A 20,493-nucleotide genomic window follows, 5' to 3' on the forward strand; every position below is an offset into this window, starting at 1 on the left:
CGATCCCATCTCGAACTCGGCCGTTAAACACGCCAGCGCCCATGGTACTGTGCCTCAAGGCACGGGAGAGTCGGTCGCCGCCAGACCCGCACAACGCACGTGCAAAAACATTCCCTCTCACGAGATCGATCCGAAAAGCCGCCCCTCAATGGGGCGGCTTTTTGCGTTTGGGGTATCCAAGCATGGTCTGCATGATCGGCTTGCACGCGCCTGAGCATGAATGGGACCACCCCGTCCGGGCATTTTGTGCTCTGAATTGCTTCGGCTCCGACTCGCGATGACAGCGAGGGCTGGTGCGGGCAGCGGTGCGAGAGAAAGCACCGGGAGTAGAGCCAGACGCTCGAACAGTGGCCGGATGATCATCCTCAAATTCGAACATCGGCGGCGTTCGAATACCACTCTAGATTGTTAGTATTTATGGAAATATCTATACTAGCAGTTGTATCTATAGAGTTGTTCGAAAAATCGCTTTTCGACCATCGCCCGGCGGCTTACTAGCCTTCCTATCGGAATCCGCGGGCTCGGCCTTCCGTAGGATTGCGGTCGCGGAATAGAGGCGCGCCATGAAAGCAGTTTCGGGACATCCAGATCCGAACTGGCCGCTGATCGTCGTGGTGACTCCGTATCATCGCGAGCCGCTCAAAATCCTTCGCCGCTGCCACGACAGCGTTCTGGCTCAGCGGGTGAACGCCCGCGTGATGCACGTCATGATTGCCGATGGGCATCCGCGCCCCGAAATCGATGGCTGGGCCGTCCGGCATTTGCGCCTTCCCAACGCCCATGGGGATGACGGCAACACCCCGCGGGCCATCGGGGCGACCTTCGCCCAGGCCAACAAGGCCGACTTCATCGCCTACCTCGACGCCGACAACTGGTACTATCCCGAACATCTCGGCAGCATGCTGGCGGCTCATTACGAGAGTGGAGCGAGCGTCTGCTGCTGTTGGCGCGATTTCTACGATGCCAACGGGCGGCAGATGGCGGTGACCGAGCCCGGTGAAGACACACTCGCGCATATCGATACGAACTGCATCTTGGTTCATCGGTTCGCATTCGAGGTTAACGCGACGTGGGCCAACCTGCCCCATGAATTGATTCAGATGGGCGACAAGATCTTCATGATGGCCGTGAAGCATAAAAGGTTTAGCCTGCATTACACGCAAAAGCGGACGGTCGCGTATACGACGCTATATTCTTTCCATTATAAACTCGCGGGGATCGAGCCGCCGCCGAATGCTAAATTTATCGATGGGGAGAAATTCAACCGATACCTCTCCACCCCCGAAGGAGTGAGGGACACCGTCAGGCTCTTTGGATTCTGGCCCGGCCTTATCTGACGATTCACTGTGATGGCGGACGTGACCAACTCGTCATGTCGCTGCGACCCTCCGGTAAGTTGCGTTCCCGCATGGTGAGTCGGCCACCCTCGGTGGTGGAACCGATGGACATCGCATTTGGATCGTCCGGGGCAGGGGAGGGGCCATGCTCGCCGAATCACGTTCCGCCGCGTCGTCCCCTGCGCTAAGAGGCCTCATCATGCGGCTTCTGGTTATCGAGGACGATCGCGACGCGTCCGCCTACATCGTGAAGGCCTTCCGCGAACTCGGCCACACCGCCGACAGCGCCGAGAATGGCTTGGATGGCTATGCCCTCGCCAGTGAGGGCGACTACGACGTGCTCATCGTCGACCGTATGCTGCCGAAGCTCGATGGGCTGTCGGTGATCCGGTCCCTACGCGAACAGGGGATTGCGACCCCCGTCCTGATCCTGTCCGCCCTGGGGCAGGTGGACGACCGGGTGAAAGGCCTGCGCGCCGGCGGCGACGATTATCTCCCCAAGCCTTACGCCTTCTCGGAGCTTCTCGCCCGTACCGAGGCGCTGGCCCGTCGTCGGGGTGGTTCGGCCGCGACTGAGGAAACCCGCTATCGCGTCGGCGATCTCGAACTCGACCGGCTGTCCCACCGGGTGAATCGCGGCGGGAAGGATATCCCGCTGCAACCCCGCGAATTCCGGCTGCTCGAATACCTCATGCGCCATGCCGGGCAGGTCGTGACGCGGACGATGCTGCTGGAGCATGTCTGGGACTACCATTTCGACCCCCAGACGAACGTCATCGATGTTCACGTCTCTCGCCTGCGCGGCAAGCTCGACAAGGGCTTCGCCCATCCGATGATCCACACGATCCGCGGTTCGGGTTATGTCCTGCGCGCTGAGGAAGGCGGGGTCTTGTGACGGCATCCTCCATGCCGGGCATCGAGACAGCACAGCGCGAATCGCTGGCTGCCCGCGTGTCGAAGCTGTTTCGGACGACTGCGTTCAAGCTGTCGCTCGCCTATCTCGCCGTCTTCGCGATCTGCGCCTTCCTGGCCCTCGGTTATGTCGCGTGGAACGCGCGGGCCGTTCTGGACGATCAAATCGTCTCGACCATCGATGCCGAGATCAACGGGCTTTCGGAGCAGTACAATTCCGGCGGTTTGCGGCGCTTGATCAGCGTCGTCGAGCGCCGCTCCCGTGAGCCCGGCGCTTCGCTCTACCTCGTGACGACAGCCAACGGCGACCACGTGGTCGGCAACGTGTCGTCCGTGCCGGCGGCCGTCCTGGCCAAGCCCGGTCAAAGCGAAGTCAGCTACGGACGCGGCGAAGCGAATGCCGACGAGCATTTCGCCATCGTCCAGGTCTTCACCCTGCCCGGCGGCTTTCGCCTCCTCGTCGGTCGCGACACGGAAGAGCGCGACCGGCTGCGGGCCGTGATCGGGCGAGCCTTCGGCTCGTCCCTCGCGGCGGTGATCGTGCTGGGCATCATCGGTGGCTGGCTGGCCGCGAGCCGGGTTCTCGCGCGGGTCGATGCGATGACGCGGACCACCCGTGCGATCATGGCGGGCGACCTCGATGACCGGCTCGCCGTAGCCGGAAACGGCGATGAGTTGGATCGCCTCGCCACGAACCTCAACCAGATGTTGGAGCGTATCGGCGAGCTGATGCGCGGCATGCGCGAAGTGTCCGACAATATCGCTCACGACCTGAAGACGCCGCTGACGCGCCTTCGCAACCGCGCCGACGAGGCCCTACGCCGGGCGAGTTCAGCGGAAGACCTGCGCGCCGCGCTCGAAGCCGTGATCGACGAGGGCGACGGCCTGATCCGCGTGTTCAACGCGCTCCTGATGATCGCCCGGCTCGAAGCCGGCAGCGCCGGCGAGATCATGGCGCCCCTCGATCTCGGCGCGACGGCGCGGAGCGTCGGCGAACTCTACGAGGCGCTGGCCGAAGATCATGGCCTCACCATCGAGGTCCGCGCACCGGACGGCGTCGTGGTGGATGCGAATCGCGAACTGGTCGGCCAAGCGCTGGCGAACCTCGTCGACAACGCATTGAAGTATGGGAGCCCGGTCGAGGGCGACGCTGGCCGCATCGTGATCGCGGTCGAGCGACACCCGGGGGCGGTCGTGCTCAGCGTGGCGGATCGGGGTCCGGGCATCCCGGAGGAGGAGCGGGAGCATGTCCTCGCGCGATTCGTCCGGTTGGAGAAATCGCGCTCGCGGCCCGGCTTCGGGCTCGGCCTCAGCCTCGCGAATGCGGTGATGCGCCTTCACCGGGGCACGTTGCAGCTCGCCGATAATGACCCTGGGTTGCGAGTGGACATGGTGTTCCCCACCGACACCGCAACGCTGCCAACGATCCCGTGACGATCCACGGAATCTGTGCCGGCGTGTGATCTATCGTCACATAAAGACGATGTGTCTGTGCGAGGTCCGCTACCAGCGAAGCTTGCCCCAGCGATGTCCGTGCACGACTCCCTTTATCCTGCCGGTGAGGCCTCCGTGCTCGTGCTCCAGGGCGGTGGCGCGCTCGGCTCCTATCAGGCCGGCATCTACGAGGCCCTGGCCGGACAGGGCCAGTCCGTGGATTGGGTGGCCGGTATCTCCATCGGCGCCATCAATGCCGCATTGATCGCCGGCAACCCGCCGGAGCGGCGGGTCGCGCGCCTGCGGGAGTTCTGGAACCTCGTCAGCTCGGACCTGACCGCGTCGCCGCCGATCCCCGGCGAGCAGGCCCGGAGCGTCTTCAATACGCTCGCGGCATCCTGGATCGCCCTGGTCGGCGTACCGGGCTTCTTCGCCCCGCGCGTACCGCCCGCCTTGCTCTACCCCGCCGGGGCACCGGAGGCACTGAGCGTCTACGACACGAGCGCCCTGCGCGCGACCCTCGAAAGGCTGGTGGATTTCGACCGGATCAATGCGGGCGAGGTTCGGTTGAGCGTCGGCGCGGTGAATGTTCGCTCCGGCAACTTTGTCTATTTCGACAACCGCAATGAGCGGATCGGGCCCGAGCATATCATGGCTTCCGGCGCCCTGCCGCCCGGCTTTGCGCCTGTCCTCATCGACGGTGAACCATATTGGGATGGCGGACTCGTCTCCAATACGCCCCTCGATTACGTGCTCGATTGTGAGCGGCGGCGCGATCTGGTGATCTTCCAGGTTGATCTGTTTCCCTCCCATGGGCCGATGCCGCGCAACCTGCTGGAAGTGGCCGAGCGCGAGTAGGACATTCGGTATTCGAGCCGTACGAGGCTCAACACCGATAAGAACATCGAAGCGCGCAAGATCAAGCGCGCGATCCGCCGCCTTATGGAAAAGCTGCCGAGCGATCTCACCAGCGATGAGGATGCCGTGTTCCTCCGGCAAGTGTCGCGTGAGAATTTCATCACGCTGATGCAGTTGATCTACCGGCAGAAATCCTACGAAGGCGATTCGAAGGATTACGAATTCTCGCGGGCGACCATGCTTGAGCATTGGGAAGCCGGCCGAAACGACCTGAACCGCTCCGTCCGCCATCGGGCGTGGCATGAGCGCGCGCACAACGAGGCCGGCGTCGCCGTGTTCGACCTCACCCAGCACGCCCGCGACTGACCGCGAGGCCGGCAGCCCCCATCATCCAGCGGAGAGCGACGATGACGCGCGACGAGATCCTGGCGACGACCTCGATGCCGGCCTTCAGCCCAAGTTACCCGCGGGGGCCCTATCGGTTCTGTCACCGCGAATATCTGATCATCACCTACGAGACCGATCCGGTCGCCCTTCGGCGCGCGTTGCCGGAGCCGCTGGAGCCGCATCCGGATAACCTCGTCTTCTACGAGTGGATGAAGATGCCCGATTCCTCGGGCTTCGGCGATTACGAGGAAAGCGGAACCGGCGCCTATGCCACGCTGAACGGCGAGCCGTGCAACTTCTCGATCCAGATGTATCTCGATGACGAGCCGCCGATCACCGCCGGCCGCGAGATCTGGGGCTTTCCGAAGAAGTGGGGCCAGCCGCGCTTGAAGGTGATGAAGGACACGCTGACCGGCACGCTGTTCTACGACGAGGAACGCGTCGCCATGGGGACGATGACCTACAAGCACGAAAGTCTTGCGCACGATCTGGACGGCGTCAAAGCCGGGCTCGGCAAGCTCAACGTCAACCTCAAGATCCTTCCTGATGTCGACGGCACGCCGAAGATCGCGCAGCTCGTCGGCTACCGGCTCGAGGACGTCAAAGTCCATGGCGCCTGGAACGGCGAGGGGCGCCTGCACCTGATCCCGCACGTGAACTGCCGCGTGGCGGATCTGCCCGTGCGCCGGATCGTCGGGGCGCGGCACATGATCGTGGACTTCACCCTGCCGTTCGGCCAAGTGCTGCACGACTATCTCGCGTGACCCGTCGACCGATCTCAGTTCCGGAGGTTGCCATGACTTTGAAGAGCAAGACCGCCCTCGTCACCGGTTCGACCAGCGGAATCGGCCTCGCGATCGCACGGGCCATGGCCGGGCAGGGGGCGGATGTCGTCCTCAACGGCTTCGGCCATGTCGAGGAGATCGAGCGGACCCGGGCGGCGATCGAGAAGGAGTTCGGGGTCCGGGCCCATTATTCCGGGGCGGACATGAGCAAGCCGGCCGAGATCGAGGCCATGGTCGGCGAAGCGCAGGAGAAGTTCGGCTCCCTCGACGTCCTCGTGAACAATGCCGGCATCCAGTTCGTCTCGCCCATCGAAGAGTTTCCCGGCGAGAAGTGGGAGCAGATCATCGCGATCAATCTCTCCTCCGCCTTCTATGCGATAAAGGCGGCGATCCCCGGGATGAAGGCGCGGGGCTGGGGCCGGATCATCAACACGGCCTCGGCGCACTCGCTCGTCGCCTCGCCGTTCAAGTCGGCCTATGTCGCGGCCAAGCACGGTATCGCCGGCCTCACGAAGACGGCGGCCCTGGAACTGGCGCCCCACAAGATCACCGTGAACTGCATCTCGCCGGCCTATGTCTGGACGCCGCTCGTCGAGGCGCAGATTCCGGATACGATGAAGGCGCGCGGCCTCACCAAGGAACAGGTGATCGAGGACGTGCTCCTGAAGGCGCAGCCGACCAAGGAATTCGTGACGGTCGATCAGGTCGCCGCCCTGGCGGTGTTCCTGTGCTCGGATGCGGCCAGCCAGATGACCGGCGCCAACCTCACCATGGATGGCGGCTGGACCGCTCAGTAATATTGGAAAACGGCCCCGCCACCGGGCGGGGCCGTCTGATTCTTCAGCGTCGGCCGTGGACGAGCAGGGCGAGGCCGTAGCCGACGGCGCCCGCGATGAGCAGGGCGATCATCGGGTTCTCCTCGACCTGGCTGCTGACGGCATGGCGTCCGCCGCGCAGGTAGGACGAGCCGCGCTCGTAGGCGTCGCTGGCATAGTCCCCGGCCCGGTCATAGGCGTCGCTCGCATAGTCGCTCGCCCGGTCGGCGAGGTCCGACGCGGTATCCTTGGCCTGTCCATAGGCGTTCTGCGCCGTGCCCTGGGCCTCGCGGAAACGGCCCTCGACGGAGTCGCGATTCGACCCGAGGACATCGCCTGCCGCGCCCTGTGCCTTGCCGAGAGCCTCCTTGGCTCCGCCGACGATCCGATCAGTGTCCACCATGGTACTCTCCTCGACGCGGCTTCCCGTGCCGCTCGCGCGGACGCGCGGCCCCCGCGTCCACCGAACGCGCGAGATGCGGTTTGTTCACCCGGCGGGAGTGTTTTTCTTCGTGGACGGCGGCAGGTGTTAGAGGCCGATCAATTCGGCGATGGCGGCCGCGCCCGCAGCCGGTGACACCTCGCCGCGCGAGACGCCCGATTCCGCCTCCGCCGTCTTTTGCCGAACCTCGGCCGTGCCGACGAGGCGCTGGTGCAGGCGTTCGTGGACGAGCGCCCACATCCATTTCACGTCCTGGCCCCGGCGCTTGCTGGCGATTTCGCCGGTCGCGGTCAGCTTGGTCCGGTGATCCTCGATCTTCGCCCAGAGGGCATCGAGGCGCAGATTGTGGAAGCCGGAGATCGTCACCACCGGCGGCGTCCATGTGGCGGAGGCCGGCGTGAGGATGTGCAGAGCCGCCCGGTATTCCGACGCGGCCGCGTTCGCGCGCGCCTCGGCCTCGCCCTCGTCCGCCTTGTTGACGGCGATCATGTCCGCCAGTTCGAGGATACCTTTCTTGATGCCCTGCAACTCGTCGCCCGCGCCGGGGAGCATCAGCACGAGGAAGAAATCGGTGAGATCGGCCACCGCCGTCTCCGATTGGCCGACGCCCACAGTTTCCACGAGGATGACGTCGAAACCGGCCGCCTCGCAGAGCAGCATCGTCTCGCGGGTCTTGGCCGCGACGCCGCCGAGCGTGCCCGATGAGGGCGAGGGCCGAATGAAGGCCTTCGGGTCGTGCGACAGGCGCGCCATGCGGGTCTTGTCGCCGAGGATCGAGCCGCCCGTGCGCGAGGACGATGGATCGACCGCCAAGACGGCCACCCTGTGCCCGGCTTCAGTGAGGTTGGTGCCGAGGGCGTCGATGGTGGTCGACTTGCCCACGCCGGGCACCCCCGTGATGCCGACCCGGATGGCATTCCCGGTCTGCGGCAGCACGGCGTCGATCAGCTGAGCGGCGGCGGCCCGGTGATCGGCCCGCTTCGATTCGACGAGCGTGATCGCGCGCGCGAGCGCCGCCCTGTCTCCGGCCAGAAGCCGTTCCTTGAGAGAGTCGATGTCGAGCGCAGCAGCCATGCTCCTTCATGGCCGGGGCCGAGGCCGCCGTCGAGAGGCTCTCCCGCCGCGTGGGGGAAAAGCGCGGCGGCTCACCGAAACGGCGTCAAGGTTAAGAGGCTCGGGGCAGCCGGCGGCAGGGCCAAACCGATGTCGGCATGACGGAATTTCGGTCAGAGCGTCCGATCCCGGCCTGTGGCCAATGCGGCACGGAAGTGATGGCGCGGCGGGAATCGCGCGTCATGCCCCGTCTTGGTCACGATCCGCTGCTTACGGTCCCGCTTCAAAGGGCGGCGCGGCCGCTCGTGCATTGCGCGGATCATGACGCCTCGGTCTCCTTCCCGCCGCTTCCTCCTGCGCGTCGGCGCGCTCTCGGCCGCCGCCGGAGCGATGCCCCTGCTCGGTGGCTGCGTCACCGACGAGCTCGGTTCCGGCCCGGCCCTGCCCGAAAAGCAATCGGCCCTCGACGTGATGCCGGTCCTCCTGGTCGCCACCACGCGCAAGCCGGTGGGCAGCCCGGTGCGTCCGCCGTACTTCTCGTCCGACCGGGGCAAGGGCCTGAGCTTCGCGGAGGTGCGGCTTTCCCCGCCGGACCGCTCGCTGATCGGAAAGGTGTCGTCGGTGATCACCGGCGACTGGACCATCGGCGCCGTGCCGAAGGTCGAGAGCGGTGCCGGGGCGGCGGAGGCGTTCAGCCAGGCGGCGCTCGGCCGGGACGTGCTGATCTACGTCCACGGCTACCGTGAGTCGTTCGAATCCGCCGCCGTCAGCGCCGCGCGCCTGTCCGACGGCATCCGCTTCAAGGGCGTCTCCGGCCTCTTCACGTGGCCCTCCGCCGCCGCGACACTGGACTACGCCTATGATCGCGAAAGCGCGATGTGGTCGCGGGATGCCTTCGAGGATCTGCTGAAGGCCCTCGCGGCGGCGCCGAGCGGCGGGCGCATCTTCATCGTCGCGCATTCCATGGGCACGCTCCTGACGCTGGAAACGGTGCGGATGCTGCGGGCCGAGGCCGGCGAGGCGGCGATGTCGCGCATCGGCGCCGTTGTGCTCGCGGCTCCCGATATCGATTTCGACCTGTTCTCCAACGGCGTCTCGCGGCTCGGGCCGGACGTGTCGAAGTTCACCGTCATCTCTTCCACCAACGACCGCGCCCTGGAACTCTCGGCCGCCATCGCGGGAGGGACCCGTGCGGGCGGCGCCGACCGGGCGAAGCTGGAAGCCCTCGGCGTGCGCGTGGCCGATGCCTCGGATTACGGCGGCGGCCTCATCAACCACGACTTGTTCCTCTCCAACCCAGAGGTGCAGGGCGTCGTGAAGCGCGCGATCGCGCGCGGCGGCGCCGGGGTCTGACAACACGCGTGAACGGGCTTGGCCCCGGGCCGCTTCCCCCCTACAGCAGCCGCGTGCGGCGATGGTGCCGGCCGGATCGGCCGACCCGTCGCATCACGCGCCCCGGACGGGAGCGTGCAGGCGCGGTCTTGAAGAGAGGATGCCGGCCATGTTCACCCTGGAAATCGAGGGCACGGCGGTCGCGGTCATCAACAGCGATGAGGCCTCGGCCAAAGACCTGTTCACCTGCGATGGCTTCAAGGAAGACATCAAGACGATGACGAGCGGTGGCAAGCCGCTTTGGGACGGCAACGCCGCCCTGAACGTTCGCCCCGCCACCGAGGACGAAGTCGAGGTGTTCGAGGACGCCCTCGCTGAGGATGACGGCGAAGGCGACTTCGAGGACGACCCCCGTTACGCCGATGCCGATTCGAGCGACGAGGACGAGGCGGACATCGTCTTCCTCGTGGATATCGACGAGGATGACACGGCGCACGCCTGAGGCCCGTGACCGGACCGGCCGATCTGTCGTGGAACGGCCGGTCCGGCTCTCGCCATTCCGTTACGCTTCGTGGCATGTGGTGGACGCGGCTGCCTCAGCCGGGATCCGGGAACGATGACGTCGATGCGGCGCGCCTTCGCCTTAAGCCTGGCGGTTTTCGCCGCGCTGTCTTCGCCCGGCCATGCCGCCGATGCGCCGAACCCACCGCTGACCCTTTCGGCGCAGGGCAGTTTCTTCGTCGGGGGGCGGGACGTCTCGTCCGACACGCTCTCGACCTTGCCGGCCTACGCCGCGTCGGGCACCGTCACCGTCGATCAGATCTACGTGCGCTATCAGGTTCCCGTCTCGCCGACGCGGGTGCCGCTGGTCTTGATCCATGGCTGCTGCCTGACCGGCAAGACCTGGGAAACGACCCCCGACGGGCGGATGGGCTGGGACGAATATTTCGTCCGCAAGGGCTTCCCGACCTACGTCATCGATCAGTCGTGGCGCGGGCGCTCGGCCGGCAACCCGAGTGCGATCAATGCGGTGAAGGCCGGCAAGGCCGGTGCCGAGACCCTGCCGGCGGTCTTCTCGGCCGGGCGCGAGGCCGCCTGGGCGATCTTCCGATTCGGGCCTGAATACCCGAAGGTCTTCCCGGGAATGCAGTTCCCCCTGGAGGCGCAGGCCGAATTCTGGAAGCAGATGGTGCCGGATTGGTCGGCGGCCCTGCCGGTCCCGAACCCGACGGTGACGGCGCTCTCCGAGCTGTCCAAGCGCCTGAAGAACGCGGTGCTGATCGCGCATTCGCAATCGGGCATCTATCCGTTCCAGACCGCCGCCCTCGACCGCACCGGGCTCCGCGCCCTCGTCTCGATCGAGCCAGCCGCCTGCCCGGACCCGGCCAAGGACGACCTCGCGCCCTACAAGGACCTGCCGATCCTCGTCCTGTTCGGGGATTACGTGGATCAGTCGCCGCGATGGGCGCCCCGGCTTAAGCTGTGCCGGTCCTTCGTCGCCGCCGCCAACGCCACGGGCGGACGTGCCGAGCTGATCCTGCTTCCGGAAATCGGCATCCACGGCAATTCGCACATGCTGATGCAGGACAAGAACAGTTTCGACATCGCCGATTGGCTGGCCGGCTGGCTCGACAAGCGAGTGCCGGTGAAGGAGTGACCCTCCGACGTGCGTGCCCGCACGCCGGATGCTCGGCACGCCGCCCGCGCCCCTGTGAGTACTTCGGGATGAGCCCCAAATAGGGGGCCCATCGAGAGAGTGCCGCCATGAAGGATCGCCCGACATCCAGCCGTCTGGCTCTCGCCAGCCTCGCACAACTCGTCCTGGTCGTAGTGACCGGCCTGCCTCTGCGTTCCGCCGACAAGCTGATTCCCCACGCCGACGACCAGAACGGTCCCCTGCTCGGCATCTGAGCCCCTTCGCCGCCGCAATGCGGCGACGGCGGCGTCGACCTCCTTGCCTTTTGCCGGTCGATCTTCGAAAACCCGCCCCGAAGGCTCAAGCTTGCGCCCTGTGATGGCGGCGCGGTGGACCGGCCCGGTTCTGGGACGAGGTATCCGATGCTCGATTACGCGCAGGCGCGGCGGATGATGGTCGACTGCCAGTTGCGGACCTTCGACGTGAACGACAACGCCGTTCTCGACGCCTTCGATACGGTGCCGCGCGAAGCCTTCGTCCCCAAGAACCAGGAACCCTTCGCCTATATCGACCAGCCGCTGCGGCTCGGAGCGGCGGGCGGCGACGTGCGCGTGACGCCTGCGCCGATGGTCCTCGGCCGGATGATCCAGGCCCTGAAGATCCAGCACGGCGGGAAGGCGCTCGATATCGGCACCGGCTACGGCTACGCCGCCGCCGTGATGGCGCAGCTCGGCGCGACGGTGACGGCGGTCGAATCGATCCCGGAACTCGTCGCCGCCGCCAAGGAGCGACTCGCCGGCAAGGCGACGGTCATGGAAGGTCCGCTGCGCGCGGGCGCCAAGGACCAGGGTCCCTTCGATGCGATCTTGGTAAACGGCCGCGTCGAGACCAGGCCGCAATCACTTCTCGACCAACTCAAGGATGACGGACGGCTCGTCTGTGTCTTCGGACCCGACCGGGGTGCGAAAGTCACCGTATTCGTGCGCGCCGGCAGTGCGTTCGGTTCGCGTCCGCTCTTCGACGCTTCTTTGCCGGTGCTGGCGGACTTCGCCCAAGAAGCGACTTTCGCCTTCTGATCGGCGTCCGGCGAAGAATTCGAGCCGTTCGGTATAGTGTCGCCTTTATGCGCCACCCCCCGAGGATTCCGGCGCCAAGGCCCTCAGAGCTCGTGCCGAGTTAACGACTTCCGGCTAAGGTCCGTCCCAGGGCGGGCTTGTTTGGATGGGTGCGTATCGCCGCACAGCCGCCGTCATGGCGGATGTCCGAAATCTCGAGGGCCGCAAGGGTTGAGCACTGTGAGTTTACGAGTGCCGAAAAACCGCTTCGCGCTTCGCCGTGCCGGCCTCGCCGCCACGGCCGTCGCTGCGGTCATGGCAACGAGTCAGGTGAATGCGGAGACGCTCGAGGGTGCCCTCGTGCGGGCCTATCGCGGCAACCCGACACTCAATTCCAGCCGGGCCACCACACGGGTGACCGACGAATTCGTGGCCATCGCGCAGTCGGGCTACCGGCCGCAGGTGAGCCTCAGCGCCGACATCGGCTCGCAATACACCAACGGCCGCTTTTCCGGCGGCACCCTGATGCAGACCACGACGCCGGGCGGGGCAGGCCTCACCGTCAGCCAGACGCTGTTCAACGGCTTCCAGACCGACAACAACGTCCGCCGCTACGAATCGGCGGTCTACAGCCAGCGTGAGACGCTGCGTTTCACCGAGCTGTCGGTGCTCTACGCCGCCGTGCAATCCTACATGAACGTGTTGAGCAACACGGCCACGCTCGAATTGAACCGCAACAACGTCGAGGTTCTGGAAGAGCAGCTTCGCCAGACGCGCGACCGCTTCAATGTGGGCGAAGTGACCCGCACCGACGTGGCGCAGGCCGAAGCCCGCCTCGCCGGCGCCCGCTCGCAGGTCAGCGCGGCGGAATCGGCCCTGCGGACGTCAATCGGCGTGTATCGCCAGAACATCGGTATCGAGCCCCGCTCGCTTGCGCCGGGCAGGCCGCTCGATCGCTACGTGCCGGCCACCCTGGATGCCGCTGTCTCCATCGGGCTGCAGGAGCACCCGCAGATCTTCTCGGCGATGCACGCGCTCGATTCCGCCGAGTCGTACGTGAAGGTGCTGGAATCCCAGCTTTATCCGCAGGTGACGGTGCAGGGCAGCGTCCAGCAGCGCTACGACACGACGCTCCCGAACGACAACGGCGTCACCGCCTCGATCGTCGGCCGCGTGACCATCCCGATCTATGAGGGCGGGCAGGTCTACGCGCAGGTGCGGCAGCAGAAGGAGCAGGTGGGCCAACTCCGGATCGAGGTGGACCGCATTCGCGATCAGGTGAGGGCGCAGATCGTCGATTTCTGGGGCCGTCTGGAAGCAGCCAAGGCCCAGGTGATCGCCGCTCAGGCGCAGGTTCAGGCCAACGAAGTGGCGCTCAACGGCGTGCGCGAGGAAGCGCGCGTCGGTCAGCGCACCACCCTCGACGTCTTGAACGCGCAGCAGGAATTGCTCAATTCCCGCGTGAACCTGATCGTCGCCCAGCGTGATCGCGTGATCTTCTCCTACGGCGTCGTTCAGGCGATGGGTCAGCTGACCGCGCGCTTCACGGCGCTGCCGGTCGAGGCCTACAGCGCCAAGATCCACTTCGATCAGGTGAAGGATCTTTGGTTCGGCCTGCGGACGCCCGACGGACGCTGACCCCGCCGCCTCTGTTGTGAGCATCGTCCGAATTTTTAAGGACTGTGCTATCCGTACGCTTGTCGTAACTCAGGGGCGTGAAATACTGAGTTCCGGCTCACCGTGAGCCGCCTTCCGGTCTCTTCGCATCCGAGTGCGCCGTCGTCATGAGTGCAGCAAGCCCGCAGATTCAGGACAAGGCTGCCGATAAGGCGCACGAACCGTCCATGGAGGAGATTCTCGCCTCCATCCGGCGGATCATCGCGGACGATCAGGCGGCCAAGCCCAGCGAGCCGGAGCCCGCCGAGATCGACGACATCCTCGATCTCGCCGAGGCGGCGGAGCCGGTGCCCCCGCCGGCGCCGCCCGTCGCTCTCGTTCGCCCGGTCGAGCCGCCGGCGCCGCAGCCCGTGCCCCTCGAACTCGACGAGATCGGTTTCGAAGATCTCGCGATCGAGGACGAGTTCGTGCCCGAGCCTCCGCCGGTCCTCAAGGCGCCCGAGCCGGTGGCACCGCCGGAGCCGCCGAAGCCCGCGCCGCGCATGGATCCGCCGCCGGTGGCCCGCGCCCCGGAACCCTCTGTCGACCGGCTGATCTCTCCGACCACGGATGCCAGCGTGGGCCATGCCTTCAACCTGCTGGCGCATACGGTCCTCACCAACAACGCCCGGACCCTCGAAGACATCGTGCAGGACATGCTCCGCCCGATGCTGAAGTCGTGGCTGGACGACAATCTGCCCGTCGTGGTGGAGCGTCTTGTCCGCGCCGAGATCGAGCGGGTATCGCGGGGCCGCTGACGCCTCTGGCGTGTTGACGCGGGCGGTCTGACGGCCGAAAGCGGGGGCTCGTTTCCGCACAGCCCGCTTTCGGCCCGACACTCGCGATGATGGACAAAACCTTCGACCCGGCTTCCGTCGAGGCGCGCATCCGCGCCGCCTGGGAGGATGCGGGAGCCTTCCGCGCCGGCCGCCCCGAGCGGGCCGGCGCCGCGCCCTATTGCATCGTGATCCCGCCGCCGAACGTGACGGGCTCCCTGCATATGGGCCACGCCCTCAACAACACGCTGCAGGATGTGCTCTGCCGCTTCGAGCGGATGCGCGGGCGGGACGTGCTCTGGCAGCCGGGCACCGACCATGCCGGCATCGCGACGCAGATGGTGGTCGAGCGCCGCATGGCCGAGCGCCAGGAGCCCGGCCGCCGCGAGATCGGCCGCGCGGCGTTCCTTGAGAAGGTCTGGGCGTGGAAGGCTGAATCCGGCGGCGCCATCGTCGAGCAGCTGAAGCGGCTCGGCGCCTCCTGCGATTGGTCGCGGGAGCGCTTCACCATGGACGAGGGCCTGAGCCGCGCCGTGCTCAAGACCTTCGTGGACCTGCATAAGGACGGCCTGATCTACCGCGACAAGCGCTTGGTGAACTGGGACCCGCGCTTCCAGACCGCGATTTCTGACCTCGAGGTGCAGCAGATCGAGGTGAAGGGCCACCTCTGGCACTTCGACTATCCGGTCGTGGATGCTTCCGGCGCCGAGACCGGCGAGACCATCACCGTCGCCACGACCCGGCCCGAGACGATGCTGGGCGACACGGCCGTCGCCGTGCATCCCGAGGACGAGCGCTACACGGCCCTCGTCGGCAAGTCGGTGCGCCTGCCGCTGGTCGGGCGCCTGATCCCGATCGTCGCCGACAGCTATTCCGATCCCGAGAAGGGGACCGGCGCGGTGAAGATCACCCCGGCGCACGATTTCAACGACTTCGAGGTCGGGCGGCGGCACGGGCTGGGGATGATCAACGTCCTCGACCCCGAGGGGAGGATGCTGATCGAGGGGAACGAGGCGCTGCTCGTGAACGCCTCGCCCGAAGCGGACGTCCTCGCGCTGCATGGCGTTGACCGGGCGGCGGCGCGCAAGCGCATCGTGGACCTGATGGAGGAGCGCGGATACCTGCGCACCATCGAGCCCAACACGCACATGGTCCCGCACGGCGACCGCTCAGGCGTCGTGATCGAGCCCTATCTCACGGACCAATGGTACGTGAACGTGAAGCCGCTCGCCGAACGCGCGATGCAGGCCGTCCGCGACGGGAAGACCACCTTCGTCCCGGAGAACTACGAGAAGATCTTCTTCCAGTGGCTCACCAACATCGAGCCGTGGTGCATCTCGCGCCAGCTCTGGTGGGGCCACCAGATCCCGGTCTGGTACGATGACGATGGCGGCATCTACGTCGCCGAGAGCGAGGCCGAGGCGCTGGCGCAGGCAGAGGCCAAGCACGGCCGCCCGGTTGCCCTGACCCGCGATCCCGACGTCCTCGATACGTGGTTCTCGTCGGGCCTCTGGCCGTTCTCGACGCTCGGCTGGCCGGACAAGACGCCCGAACTCGCCCGGTTCTACCCCACCAACACGCTGGTGACCGGCAAGGACATCCTGTTCTTCTGGGTCGCCCGCATGATGATGCTGGGGCTGCACGTTACAGGTGAAGTGCCGTTCGACACCGTCTACCTGCACACGCTGGTGCGCGACGCCTCCGGCGCGAAGATGTCGAAGTCGAAGGGCAACGTGGTCGATCCCCTCGACCTCATCGAGCAGGTCGGCGCGGATGCCCTGCGCTTCACGCTGTGCGCGCTGGCCGTGCAGGGCCGCGACATCAAACTCTCCGCCGATCGCGTCCAGGGCTACCGCAACTTCGCGACCAAGCTCTGGAATGCCGCCCGCTTCGCCGAAATGAACGGCTGCACGCTCGATCCCGCCTTCGATCCGCGTGCGGTGACGGGCGCGATCAACAAGTGGGCCCTGGGCGAGGCCGCCCGTGCGGTCGCGGAGATCGAAGCGGCGCTCGCCGCCTACCGCTTCAACGACGCGGCGAATGCCGCCTATCGCTTCACCTGGAACACCTTCTGCGACTGGTACCTCGAACTCGCGAAGCCGGTGCTGCAGGGGGAGGGGGCCGATCCGGCCGCCAAGGCCGAGACGCAGGCGAGCGTGGCTTTCCTGATCGATCAGGTCGCCAAGATCCTGCATCCGTTCATGCCGTTCCTCACCGAGGAGCTGTGGGGCATCAAGGGCGAGGGCATCGAAGGGCGCGGCCTCCTGGCGCTCGCCCCCTGGCCCGATCTCGCGGGCCTCGCCGATTCGGCGGCCGAGGCGGAGGTCGGCTTCGTGGTCGATCTGATCGGCCAGATCCGCTCCGCTCGCTCCGAGACGAACGTCCCGGCCGGCGCGCAAATCCCGCTGGTGCTCGTCGGCGCCGATGCGGCGGTGGCGGCGCGGGTCGAGGCGTGGCGCGAGACGCTGGTGCGCCTCGCCCGCCTGTCGGAGATCACCTTCGCCGCGGCGCCTCCGGCCAAGTCCGTGCAATTGCTCGTGCGCGGCAGCGTGGCCGCTCTTCCGCTCGAAGGCATCGTGGACCTCGCCGCCGAGGTCGCGCGGCTCAAGAAGGAGAAGGCCAAGGCCGAGGGTGAGATCAAGAAGGTCGATGCCAAGCTCGCCAACGCCGACTTCGTCGCCCGCGCCCCCGAAGAGATCATCGAGGAGAACCGCGAGCGGCGAGAGGCCGAAAGCGCACGCCTCGTGAAGATCGATGAGGCGCTGGCGCGGCTGAGCGGGAAGTAGGCTACAACTTCCGAGGCATCTTTTTCGGCATCATTCGATGTCGTATATGATGCCTCGGAGGGGCCGGCGCATGCGCACGACAATCAACCTCGATGACGAATTGCTCGCGAAGGCGCAGCGTTACACCGGGCTGACCGAGAAGTCGGAGATTGTCCGGGAGGCACTGCGGGCTCTTATCCAGCGAGAAGCATCGCGCCGGATGGTACTTCTTGGGGGTAGTGATCCTACCGCCGAGGCCGGTCCGAGACGTCGCTCCGAGCCGTGATCATTGTCGATACGAATGTCTGGATCGATCACCTGCGGCGGCCCGATCCAGAACTTTCAATCCTGCTGACGGAAGCACGCCATATCGTACATCCGTATGTGACCGCTGAAGTCGCCCTCGGAAGCCTGAAGGACCGTTCTGGTACTCTTGAGATGCTACAGGATATGCCGCAGGCGACAGTTGCCCTTCACGAGGAAGTCCTTCGGCTGATCGTGGATCAGTCCCTGCACAGTCGAGGCATCGGCTATGTCGATGCCCATCTCCTGGCTTCAGCACGGCTGATGCCGGGGGCACGGGTCTGGACGCGGGACAAAAGCCTCGCTTCGGCCGCAGCCGATCTCGGCATCTCCTACAAGCCGCTGCAGTGATGCGGCCGCCGCCCACCTGACAAAACGGTAATCTGCCCGCCACACCGGGGTGAGGGCGCTCTCCGTAGAACGGTCCCATCGACGGCCGCGACAGGCGTCGTCCCGATCGTTCCCAGGTGTGAGCTCCATGACCGAATCCCGTCTCGCCCGCCGCTACACCGGCCGCGCCCTGGCCTCCGTTGCCGCCGCCGCGCTGGTCGCTGGTGGCGCCGTCGGCGGCGGCTATCTGCCCGCCGCGACCCCGGCCTTCGCCCAGGCCCTGCCGAAGTCGCCCATCGAGGCGCCCGAGCATCCGCCGGGCTCGTTCGCCGGCATCGTCAACAAGGTGAAGCCCGGCGTCGTGTCGGTGAAGGTGAAGCTCGACGATTCCGCGAGCGATGACGAAGACGGCGGCGGCAACAACGGCCAGAACCTCCAGAACGTCCCGCCGCAGCTGCGCGAGTTCTTCAAGCGCTTCGGCGAGAACGGCGGACCCGGCGGGATGCAGCCTCAGCATCGCGGCAGCCGTGGTGCCGTGGGCTCCGGCTTCATCATCTCGGGGGATGGCTACGTCGTCACGAACAACCACGTCGTGGACCATGCCAAGACCGTGCAGGTGACGCTGGATGACGGCCGCACCCTCGACGCGAAGGTCATCGGCAAGGATGCCAAGACCGACGTCGCGCTCCTGAAGATCAAGGAAGGCGGCAATTTCCCCTACGTGCAGTTCGGGAAGGCCGCTCCGCAGGTCGGCGACTGGGTGGTCGCCATCGGCAACCCATTCGGCCTCGGCGGCACGGTGACGGCGGGCATCGTCTCGGCCCGTGGCCGCGACATCGGCGCCGGCCCCTACGACGATTTCCTGCAGATCGACGCGCCGATCAACAAGGGCAATTCCGGCGGCCCGACCTTCAACGTCAACGGCGAGGTGGTCGGCATGAACACCGCCATCGCGTCGCCCTCCGGCGGCAGCGTCGGCCTCGCCTTCGCCATCCCGGCCGAGACGGTTCAGGCGGTGGTGGACCAGCTGCGGTCGGACGGCAAGGTCGCTCGCGGCTACCTCGGCGTGCAGATCCAGCCGGTGACGCAGGACATCGCCGAGGGTCTCGGCCTCGACAAGGCGAAGGGTGCCCTGGTCGATCATGCCGAGAACGGCACCCCCGCCGCCAAGGCCGGGCTGAAGTCCGGCGACGTGATCGAGAAGGTCAACGGCGAGACGGTGGACAGCGCCCGCGAACTCTCCCGCCGGATCGCGTCCATGAAGCCGGGCGCCAAGGTGGAGCTGAGCTACCTGCGTGGTGGCAAGGCCGACGTGGCGACCGTCACCCTCGGCACGATGCCGACCGACGGCACCAAGGTGGCGAGCCGTGAGGATGACGGCGGCGGCCAGGTGCGCCTCGGCCTCGGCCTCGCCCCGGCGGCTCAGGTCGGCCTGTCCGATCAGGGCGTCGCGGTGGTGCAGGTGGATCCGGACGGTCCGGCCGCCGCGAAGGGTATCGAGCAGGGCGACCTGATTCTCGACGTCGGCGGTCAGGCGGTCTCCAGCCCCTCGGATGTCGCTGCCCAGGTCCGCAGTGCCGAGAGCAGTGGCCGCAAGGCCATACTGATGCGGGTGAAGAGCGCCAAGGGTCAGACCCGCTTCGTGGCGATCTCGCTCAGCAAGAATGCCGGCTGATGCCGGCTGTTAAGGGGGGACCCCTCTCCCCCCGGTGACGCCCCTCGACTGGCGCCGGTCTCAGGACCGGCGCCATTTTTCGTTCAGGTCCGAGCCGTCGGCGCGGGGATGCCGAGCCCGTCGCCGAGGCATTGGCGACAGCGGGTCAGAACCGCGAAGGCGGCATTCGAATCGCGACCGAGGCGCATCAGGTCGCCGATGCGCGCGCGCCCGAAGACCAGGGCCGACAGCACGCCTTTGATGTCCGGCTCGCCATCCGGCGTCAGGGCGTTGGCGGCGAAGGCGGGGAGCGCCCGGTCGGCCGGGTCGCAGATCACCCGCAGGGCAGCGAAGGGCAGGCCATGCCGCCCTGCGAAGGCCGCCGCCACATGCGATTCCATATCGACCGCCGCCGCGCCCGTGCTCTCGCGCAGGCTTTCCTTGTCCGCAACGGCGAGGATGGCGGCGTCGGCCCCCGCGAGATCCGCCGAGATCACCCGGTTCGGCAGGGCCGCCAGCAAACCGACCATGGCGGCGGCGGCGTCGAGATCGGCCCGGCGCCGCCCCTCGGATGACACGATGCCGGTGCCGACCACCACGTCGCCCGGCTTCAAGCTGGGATCGAGCCCCCCTGCGATGCCGAAGCTCACCACCGCACGGCATCCCGGCGGATGGCGTGCGTCGAGCAGCACGCGCAACCGGGCTGGATCGCCGCCCGCGCCGACAGCCTCGACGCCGGATCCGGCCGCGATCCGCCGCTCGCGGGCAAGGCCGGTCACGGCGAGGACGGGGGCTGACGGGTCGAGCATGGCACGGGGCTGGATCAGGTCCGCGAGGAGGCCGGGCGGCGGCCGGTGGCGGGGCTGATCGGGATCGGAAGTGGGCAAGGGGCGCGTGGGTCGACCGGGCCGCCGCTGGGGCGGGTTAACGCCGTCTTAACAGGGCGCGGGCGCCGCGTCGTCA

At 66.8% G+C, this 20,493-nt stretch carries 19 protein-coding genes, 1 rRNA gene and 1 pseudogene; 18 read left to right on the forward strand and 3 right to left on the reverse strand.

Annotated features, from left to right (window positions below):
* The 7 genes and pseudogenes from rrf to ACS5Q7_RS23905 all read left to right on the forward strand — a co-directional run.
* A 5S ribosomal RNA gene (gene rrf, locus ACS5Q7_RS23875) occupies positions 1-86 on the forward strand; the annotation flags it as partial.
* A 477-nt stretch (positions 87-563) separates the two neighbouring features.
* A complete protein-coding gene (locus ACS5Q7_RS23880) occupies positions 564-1,337 on the forward strand; it encodes a glycosyltransferase (RefSeq protein ID WP_478341757.1) in 774 nt (257 codons plus the stop codon).
* A 199-nt stretch (positions 1,338-1,536) separates the two neighbouring features.
* Positions 1,537-2,232, forward strand: a complete 696-nt coding sequence (locus ACS5Q7_RS23885) for a winged helix-turn-helix domain-containing protein (protein WP_478341758.1) — start codon at positions 1,537-1,539, stop codon at positions 2,230-2,232.
* A gap of 11 nt (positions 2,233-2,243) precedes the next feature.
* Positions 2,244-3,683, forward strand: coding sequence for a HAMP domain-containing sensor histidine kinase (locus ACS5Q7_RS23890; RefSeq protein ID WP_478341778.1), 1,440 nt, complete (start codon positions 2,244-2,246; stop codon positions 3,681-3,683).
* A 93-nt stretch (positions 3,684-3,776) separates the two neighbouring features.
* Positions 3,777-4,907: pseudogene (locus ACS5Q7_RS23895) on the forward strand (patatin-like phospholipase family protein).
* A gap of 41 nt (positions 4,908-4,948) precedes the next feature.
* Positions 4,949-5,692 (forward strand): acetoacetate decarboxylase, encoded by a 744-nt coding sequence (locus ACS5Q7_RS23900; RefSeq protein WP_478341759.1) that lies wholly within the window; start codon positions 4,949-4,951, stop codon positions 5,690-5,692.
* Positions 5,693-5,724: 32 nt separating this feature from the next.
* A complete protein-coding gene (locus ACS5Q7_RS23905) occupies positions 5,725-6,510 on the forward strand; it encodes a 3-hydroxybutyrate dehydrogenase (RefSeq protein WP_478341760.1) in 786 nt (261 codons plus the stop codon).
* A gap of 43 nt (positions 6,511-6,553) precedes the next feature.
* On the opposite strand, the gene ACS5Q7_RS23910 is transcribed toward ACS5Q7_RS23905, so the two are convergent.
* Positions 6,554-6,931 (reverse strand): CsbD family protein, encoded by a 378-nt coding sequence (locus tag ACS5Q7_RS23910; RefSeq protein WP_478341761.1) that lies wholly within the window; start codon positions 6,929-6,931, stop codon positions 6,554-6,556.
* 126 nt (positions 6,932-7,057) lie between these two features.
* A complete protein-coding gene (gene meaB / locus ACS5Q7_RS23915; RefSeq protein ID WP_478341762.1) occupies positions 7,058-8,044 on the reverse strand; it encodes a methylmalonyl Co-A mutase-associated GTPase MeaB in 987 nt (328 codons plus the stop codon).
* Positions 8,045-8,344: 300 nt separating this feature from the next.
* On the opposite strand from meaB, the gene ACS5Q7_RS23920 reads away from it, so the two are divergent.
* From ACS5Q7_RS23920 to ACS5Q7_RS23970, 11 genes are all read left to right on the forward strand, one after another.
* A complete protein-coding gene (locus tag ACS5Q7_RS23920; protein WP_478341763.1) occupies positions 8,345-9,376 on the forward strand; it encodes an alpha/beta hydrolase in 1,032 nt (343 codons plus the stop codon).
* Positions 9,377-9,524: 148 nt separating this feature from the next.
* Positions 9,525-9,857 (forward strand): hypothetical protein, encoded by a 333-nt coding sequence (locus ACS5Q7_RS23925; RefSeq protein ID WP_478341764.1) that lies wholly within the window; start codon positions 9,525-9,527, stop codon positions 9,855-9,857.
* Positions 9,858-9,971: 114 nt separating this feature from the next.
* Positions 9,972-11,012: an esterase gene (locus ACS5Q7_RS23930; protein WP_478341765.1), complete on the forward strand. Its 1,041-nt coding sequence runs from the start codon at positions 9,972-9,974 to the stop codon at positions 11,010-11,012.
* 107 nt (positions 11,013-11,119) lie between these two features.
* On the forward strand, positions 11,120-11,266 hold the full coding sequence (locus ACS5Q7_RS23935) for a hypothetical protein (protein WP_478341766.1): 147 nt from the start codon (positions 11,120-11,122) through the stop codon (positions 11,264-11,266).
* Between the two features lie 147 nt (positions 11,267-11,413).
* A complete protein-coding gene (locus tag ACS5Q7_RS23940) occupies positions 11,414-12,067 on the forward strand; it encodes a protein-L-isoaspartate O-methyltransferase family protein (protein WP_478341779.1) in 654 nt (217 codons plus the stop codon).
* Positions 12,068-12,208: 141 nt separating this feature from the next.
* A complete protein-coding gene (locus ACS5Q7_RS23945; protein ID WP_478341780.1) occupies positions 12,209-13,684 on the forward strand; it encodes a TolC family outer membrane protein in 1,476 nt (491 codons plus the stop codon).
* 206 nt (positions 13,685-13,890) lie between these two features.
* Positions 13,891-14,460, forward strand: a complete 570-nt coding sequence (locus ACS5Q7_RS23950) for a PopZ family protein (protein ID WP_478341767.1) — start codon at positions 13,891-13,893, stop codon at positions 14,458-14,460.
* A gap of 86 nt (positions 14,461-14,546) precedes the next feature.
* Positions 14,547-17,264, forward strand: a complete 2,718-nt coding sequence (locus tag ACS5Q7_RS23955) for a valine--tRNA ligase (protein ID WP_478341768.1) — start codon at positions 14,547-14,549, stop codon at positions 17,262-17,264.
* A 70-nt stretch (positions 17,265-17,334) separates the two neighbouring features.
* On the forward strand, positions 17,335-17,529 hold the full coding sequence (locus ACS5Q7_RS23960) for a type II toxin-antitoxin system VapB family antitoxin (RefSeq protein ID WP_478341769.1): 195 nt from the start codon (positions 17,335-17,337) through the stop codon (positions 17,527-17,529).
* Positions 17,526-17,897, forward strand: coding sequence for a type II toxin-antitoxin system VapC family toxin (locus tag ACS5Q7_RS23965; RefSeq protein ID WP_478341770.1), 372 nt, complete (start codon positions 17,526-17,528; stop codon positions 17,895-17,897). The genes ACS5Q7_RS23960 and ACS5Q7_RS23965 overlap by 4 nt, the downstream gene beginning before the upstream one ends.
* 127 nt (positions 17,898-18,024) lie before the next feature.
* A complete protein-coding gene (locus ACS5Q7_RS23970) occupies positions 18,025-19,551 on the forward strand; it encodes a Do family serine endopeptidase (protein ID WP_478341771.1) in 1,527 nt (508 codons plus the stop codon).
* An 83-nt stretch (positions 19,552-19,634) separates the two neighbouring features.
* Here ACS5Q7_RS23970 and ACS5Q7_RS23975 read toward each other — a convergent pair whose 3' ends face one another.
* Positions 19,635-20,339: a phosphorylase gene (locus tag ACS5Q7_RS23975; protein ID WP_478341781.1), complete on the reverse strand. Its 705-nt coding sequence runs from the start codon at positions 20,337-20,339 to the stop codon at positions 19,635-19,637.
* Between the last annotated feature and the right edge of the window lie 154 nt (positions 20,340-20,493).

It is taken from the genome of Methylobacterium sp. Gmos3 (genome assembly GCF_056430985.1).

Coding starts and splice junctions, on each gene's coding strand:
- ACS5Q7_RS23960 (WP_478341769.1), top strand. CDS start 17,335: ATGCGCACGACAATCAACCTCGATGACGAATTGCTCGCGAAGGCGCAG.
- ACS5Q7_RS23955 (WP_478341768.1), top strand. CDS start 14,547: ATGATGGACAAAACCTTCGACCCGGCTTCCGTCGAGGCGCGCATCCGC.
- ACS5Q7_RS23910 (WP_478341761.1), bottom strand. CDS start 6,931: ATGGTGGACACTGATCGGATCGTCGGCGGAGCCAAGGAGGCTCTCGGC.
- ACS5Q7_RS23885 (WP_478341758.1), top strand. CDS start 1,537: ATGCGGCTTCTGGTTATCGAGGACGATCGCGACGCGTCCGCCTACATC.
- ACS5Q7_RS23935 (WP_478341766.1), top strand. CDS start 11,120: ATGAAGGATCGCCCGACATCCAGCCGTCTGGCTCTCGCCAGCCTCGCA.
- ACS5Q7_RS23975 (WP_478341781.1), bottom strand. CDS start 20,339: ATGCTCGACCCGTCAGCCCCCGTCCTCGCCGTGACCGGCCTTGCCCGC.
- ACS5Q7_RS23890 (WP_478341778.1), top strand. CDS start 2,244: ATGCCGGGCATCGAGACAGCACAGCGCGAATCGCTGGCTGCCCGCGTG.
- ACS5Q7_RS23950 (WP_478341767.1), top strand. CDS start 13,891: ATGGAGGAGATTCTCGCCTCCATCCGGCGGATCATCGCGGACGATCAG.
- ACS5Q7_RS23920 (WP_478341763.1), top strand. CDS start 8,345: ATGACGCCTCGGTCTCCTTCCCGCCGCTTCCTCCTGCGCGTCGGCGCG.
- ACS5Q7_RS23940 (WP_478341779.1), top strand. CDS start 11,414: ATGCTCGATTACGCGCAGGCGCGGCGGATGATGGTCGACTGCCAGTTG.
- ACS5Q7_RS23900 (WP_478341759.1), top strand. CDS start 4,949: ATGACGCGCGACGAGATCCTGGCGACGACCTCGATGCCGGCCTTCAGC.
- ACS5Q7_RS23905 (WP_478341760.1), top strand. CDS start 5,725: ATGACTTTGAAGAGCAAGACCGCCCTCGTCACCGGTTCGACCAGCGGA.
- meaB (WP_478341762.1), bottom strand. CDS start 8,044: ATGGCTGCTGCGCTCGACATCGACTCTCTCAAGGAACGGCTTCTGGCC.
- ACS5Q7_RS23925 (WP_478341764.1), top strand. CDS start 9,525: ATGTTCACCCTGGAAATCGAGGGCACGGCGGTCGCGGTCATCAACAGC.
- ACS5Q7_RS23930 (WP_478341765.1), top strand. CDS start 9,972: ATGACGTCGATGCGGCGCGCCTTCGCCTTAAGCCTGGCGGTTTTCGCC.
- ACS5Q7_RS23880 (WP_478341757.1), top strand. CDS start 564: ATGAAAGCAGTTTCGGGACATCCAGATCCGAACTGGCCGCTGATCGTC.
- ACS5Q7_RS23970 (WP_478341771.1), top strand. CDS start 18,025: ATGACCGAATCCCGTCTCGCCCGCCGCTACACCGGCCGCGCCCTGGCC.